The sequence below is a fragment of the Micromonospora sp. NPDC048843 genome (genome assembly GCF_040649965.1).
Taxonomy (GTDB): Bacteria; Actinomycetota; Actinomycetes; order Mycobacteriales; family Micromonosporaceae; genus Micromonospora; species Micromonospora hortensis.
On sequence record NZ_JBEZGJ010000323.1, the window covers coordinates 1 to 3,942 of the forward strand.

The following is a 3,942-nucleotide window of genomic DNA, read 5'->3' on the forward strand; positions in this document are numbered from 1 at the left end:
GCGGGCCAGGCGGGGGTGCGGCGGGGTGCGGGCCCGGAGGTGCGGGCCCGGAGGTGCGGGCCCGGAGGTGCGGGCCCGGAGGTGCGGGCCCGGCGTGTGCGGGCCCGGCGTGTGCGGGCCCGGCGTGTGCGGGCCCGGCGTGTGCGGGCTGGTGGGTCAGGGGGTCGGAAAGAGGCGGGCGTGCAGGGCGGCCGGGTCGGTCACCTCGGGTAGGCCACGGGCGGCGAGCCAGGCCGCGGCGGCGGCGCCGTCTCCGGCGGTCCGCAGTGGCGCGTCCGGCCAGTGTCGCGCGATCTCGGCTCGGACGGCGGCGGCGAGCGGGGTGTCCGCGGTGAGCAGGCCGCCGCCCAGCACGATCGGCGTCACGGCCCTGGCGGGGCGGATGCGGCTCACGCTCTCGGTGAGGTGCCCGGCGGCGGTGGTGATCAGCGCGGTGGCGACCGGGTCACCGTGGGTGGCGGCGTCGACGACAAGCGGGGCGAGCCGGGCCAGCTCGATGGGGGGTCGACGCGTCACCGTCTGGATGGTGGCGTCGACGGTGTCCCGGGGGCGGGCGGCGATGTCGGCGCTGCCCAGAATCTCGGTGAGCACGGTGGTGGTCAGCGCGCCCAGCCCGCGGCCGGCGTCGAGGTCGGCGAGCAGCCGGCGCACGGCTTCCCGACCGAGCCAGAAGCCCGAGCCGGCGTCGCCGAGGAGCCAGCCGTGGCCGTCGGCGATCCGGTCGAGCCGCAGCTCGTGGACCTGGGCGGTGATCGCGCCGGTGCCGGCGATGAGGATGGTTCCGTCCGGGGCGGCGGTGCCGGAGGCGTACGCGACCAGGGCGTCGCCGTGCACCTCGTACGGGCAGCGCAGGCCGGCGTCGTGCCAGGCCTGGTCGAAGGCGGCCCGCCCGGCGGGGTCGGCGAGCAGCCGGCCGGCTCCGGCGAGCCCGATGGTGCCGGCGGCCGCCCGCGTCGGGTCAACGTCGGCGAGCGCCTCGCGCAGCGCGGTCAGCAGTTCGGCGGCGGCGCGTTCGGCGCCGTGGCTGGTGGGGTTGCCGCCACCGGCGCGGCCGGTGCCGACGCGGTGCCCGGTGAGGGTGAGGACGGTCGCCCGGGTGGACGTACCGCCGATATCGAGACCCACCACGACGGTGTCGGACATCGGCACGAGTCTCCTTGCGCGGAACGGCGATCTGGCTTGTTCATGCTGGTCGGCGGGGTCGTGCGGGGCAAGTTGTGGCGGGCGTGGAGGGCTGTGCACCAGGTAACAGTTTGAAAACTTCGCCCACAGTCTTGACACAGAGGGTCGTTCAGTAAGAACTTTTACCACTAACAGTTAACAGTCTTTTCGGAAAGCTGAGGCGTCTCATGGTTGATCACGAGGTGGACACCGCCGCGGGGACCGCGGTGGTCGACGCCGATGTGATCGACCGGCGGAGCTCGGCCTCCGACGGGGTGTTGGCCCGGGTTCGCAACGGGCTGGGCGAGTTGACCGGCGCCCTGCGTCGGGTCGCCGAGCACGTGCTCAGCGACCCGGAGGCCGCCGCCCGCTCGACAATCGTCGAGCTGGCCGAGCGCAGCGGCACCTCACCGGCGACCATCACCCGCTTCTGCCGGGCGATGGGGTTCGAGGGGTACGCCGACCTGCGGCTGGGCATCGCCTCCGAGACCGGCCGGGCCCGCTCCGCCGGTTGGACGGTCGACATCGGACGCGAGATCCAGCCGAGCGACCCGCTCGCCCGGGTGCTCGACCAGATCATGGCCGCCGACACCCGGGCCATGCACGACACCGCCACCCTGCTCGACCTCACCGAGGTGGAGCGGGCCGCGGTGGCAATCGCCGGCGCCACCAGGGTGAACATCTTCGGTGCCAGCGGCAGTGCCCTGGTCGGTGAGGAGATGCAGTTCAGCCTGCACCGCATCGGTGTGGCGGCGTGGGCGTGGAACGACGTGCACGAGGGGTTGGCCAGCGCCGCGTTGCTGCGATCGGGGGACGTGGCGCTCGGCATCTCGCACACCGGGCAGACCCGGGAGACGATCGAGATGCTCGCCGAGGCGGGCAGCCGGGGCGCCACCACGCTCGCGCTCACCGGCTTCCCCCGCTCACCGCTGGCCGAGCTGGCCGACATCGTGCTGCTCACGGCCAGCCAGGCGACCACCTTCCGGCCGGACGCGCTCTCCGCCCGGCACCCCCAACTGGTGGTGCTCGACCTGCTCTACATCGCCGTCGCCCAACGCACGCACGACCGGGCACACGCGGCCTTCCGGCGAACAGCGCAGGCCGTCGACGGGCACAAGGCAGCGAAGGGAGCCCACTCATGATCAGCGCCCAGGGGTACGCGGACGCCGTCCGCCCGGTGCTCGACCGGCTGCTCGACTCGGAGGCCGACGGGATCACCCGGGCCGCCGACCTGATCGCCGACAGCCTGCGCGACGGTGGCGTGCTCCAGGCGTTCGGTGCCGGGCACTCGGAGGCGTTCGCCGCCGAGCTGGTCGCCCGGGCCGGCGGGTTGGTCCCCACCAACCGGCTCTCGGTACGGGACCTGGTCATGCACGGTGACGCACCGCGTGACGTGCTCGCCGACCCCAAGCTGGAACGTGATCCCTCCATCGCCCACCAGATCTACGCCCTCGCGGCACCCCAGCCGCGCGACGTGTTCGTGGTGGCGTCCCAATCCGGCATCAACGGCTCGGTGGTCGAGCTGGCGGCGCTGGTCACCGAGCGCGGTCACCCGTTGATCGCGGTCACCTCGGTCGAGCACACCGCGCGGGTCGCCCCACGGCACCCGTCCGGGCACCGGCTCGCCGACCTCGCCGACGTCGTGCTGGACAACGGCGCGCCGTACGGCGATGCACTGCTGCCGCTCGAGGGCGGCGGCGCGGTCTGTGCGGTCTCCTCGGTCACCACGGCGCTGCTGGCGCAGTTGCTGACCGCGGAGGTCGTACGACGGTTCCACCAGGCCGGGGAGGTACCCCCTATCTACCTCTCCGCCAACGTCCCCGGCGGGGACGAGCACAACCTCGCCCTCGAGTCGCGGTACGCCGGACGTCTCCGGCGTACCGCATGACCCGAATTCCACAAGGAGAGACGACGATGTCGATTACCCCCGAACACCCGGCCGCACTCGACCGTCGCACGGTGCTGCGTCGCGCCGCCGCCGTGGGCATGCTCGCCACTCCGGCCATCGGCCTGCTCGGCGCCTGCGCCACCAGCGGCAGCGACGGTGACAACGAGCAGGTCGCCGGCGGCACCAAGAGCGAGAAGAACCCGCTGGGCGTCAAGGAGGACGCCGCGATCGAGGTGGTCATCTTCAACGGTGGCTACGGCGAGAAGTACGCCACCGACGTGCACGAGCCGCTGTACAAGAAGGCGTTCCCCAAGGCCGAGGTCAAGCACCAGGCCACCCAGGCCGTCTCCACGGTGCTCCAGCCGCGGTTCGCATCCGGTAACCCGCCGGAGTTCGTGAACAACTCGGGCGAGAAGCTGATGGACTTCGGCGCGCTCGTTGCCGACGGTCAGCTTCAGGACCTCACCGAGCTGTGGGACGCGCCGTCGGTCGACGACCCGTCCAAGAAGGTCCGCGACACAGTGGTGCCGGGCACCATCGAGGCCGGTTCGTTCAACGGCAAGCCGTTCGTCCTGTACTACGTCTCCACCGTCTTCGGCATCTGGTACTCGGGCAAGCTGTTCAAGGACAACGGGTGGGCGCCGGCGAAGAACTGGGACGAGTTCATGGCCCTGCTCACGAACATCAAGGCCAAGGGCATCACCCCGTACGGCTACGCCGGTGCGAACGCCGCGTACTACCAGTGGAACGTGATCCTCACCCACGCCGCCAAGATCGGCGGCACGGACGTGCTGAAGAACATCGACAACCTGGAGGACGGCGCCTGGAAGCAGGACGCCGTCAAGCAGGCCGCCGCGGCGTGGGCCGAGGTCGGGGCGAAGTTCAGCGACAAG

4 protein-coding genes are annotated in these 3,942 nt (G+C 72.1%); 3 read left to right on the forward strand and 1 reads right to left on the reverse strand.

What is annotated here, in order from left to right; all coding sequences use genetic code 11:
- Window positions 1-156: 156 nt before the first annotated feature.
- A complete protein-coding gene (locus AB0C20_RS35505; RefSeq protein WP_357569652.1) occupies window positions 157-1,143 on the reverse strand; it encodes a BadF/BadG/BcrA/BcrD ATPase family protein in 987 nt (328 codons plus the stop codon).
- 206 nt (window positions 1,144-1,349) lie between these two features.
- On the opposite strand from AB0C20_RS35505, the gene AB0C20_RS35510 reads away from it, so the two are divergent.
- The 3 genes from AB0C20_RS35510 to AB0C20_RS35520 form a co-directional block, all read left to right on the forward strand.
- Window positions 1,350-2,303 carry a MurR/RpiR family transcriptional regulator gene (locus AB0C20_RS35510; protein WP_357191550.1) on the forward strand — a complete coding sequence of 318 codons (954 nt, stop codon included), beginning with the start codon at window positions 1,350-1,352 and terminating at the stop codon, window positions 2,301-2,303.
- On the forward strand, window positions 2,300-3,049 hold the full coding sequence (locus AB0C20_RS35515) for an SIS domain-containing protein (protein ID WP_091403970.1): 750 nt from the start codon (window positions 2,300-2,302) through the stop codon (window positions 3,047-3,049). Before AB0C20_RS35510 ends, AB0C20_RS35515 begins: the two co-directional genes overlap by 4 nt.
- A gap of 26 nt (window positions 3,050-3,075) precedes the next feature.
- Window positions 3,076-3,942, forward strand: an 867-nt coding sequence (locus tag AB0C20_RS35520) for an extracellular solute-binding protein (protein WP_357569653.1), incomplete at its 3' end; no start/stop codon positions are given.

Bases quoted from the DNA above. Each gene is read 5' to 3' on its own strand.
- AB0C20_RS35505 (WP_357569652.1), bottom strand. From the start codon at position 1,143: ATGTCCGACACCGTCGTGGTGGGTCTCGATATCGGCGGTACGTCCACC.
- AB0C20_RS35515 (WP_091403970.1), top strand. From the start codon at position 2,300: ATGATCAGCGCCCAGGGGTACGCGGACGCCGTCCGCCCGGTGCTCGAC.
- AB0C20_RS35510 (WP_357191550.1), top strand. From the start codon at position 1,350: ATGGTTGATCACGAGGTGGACACCGCCGCGGGGACCGCGGTGGTCGAC.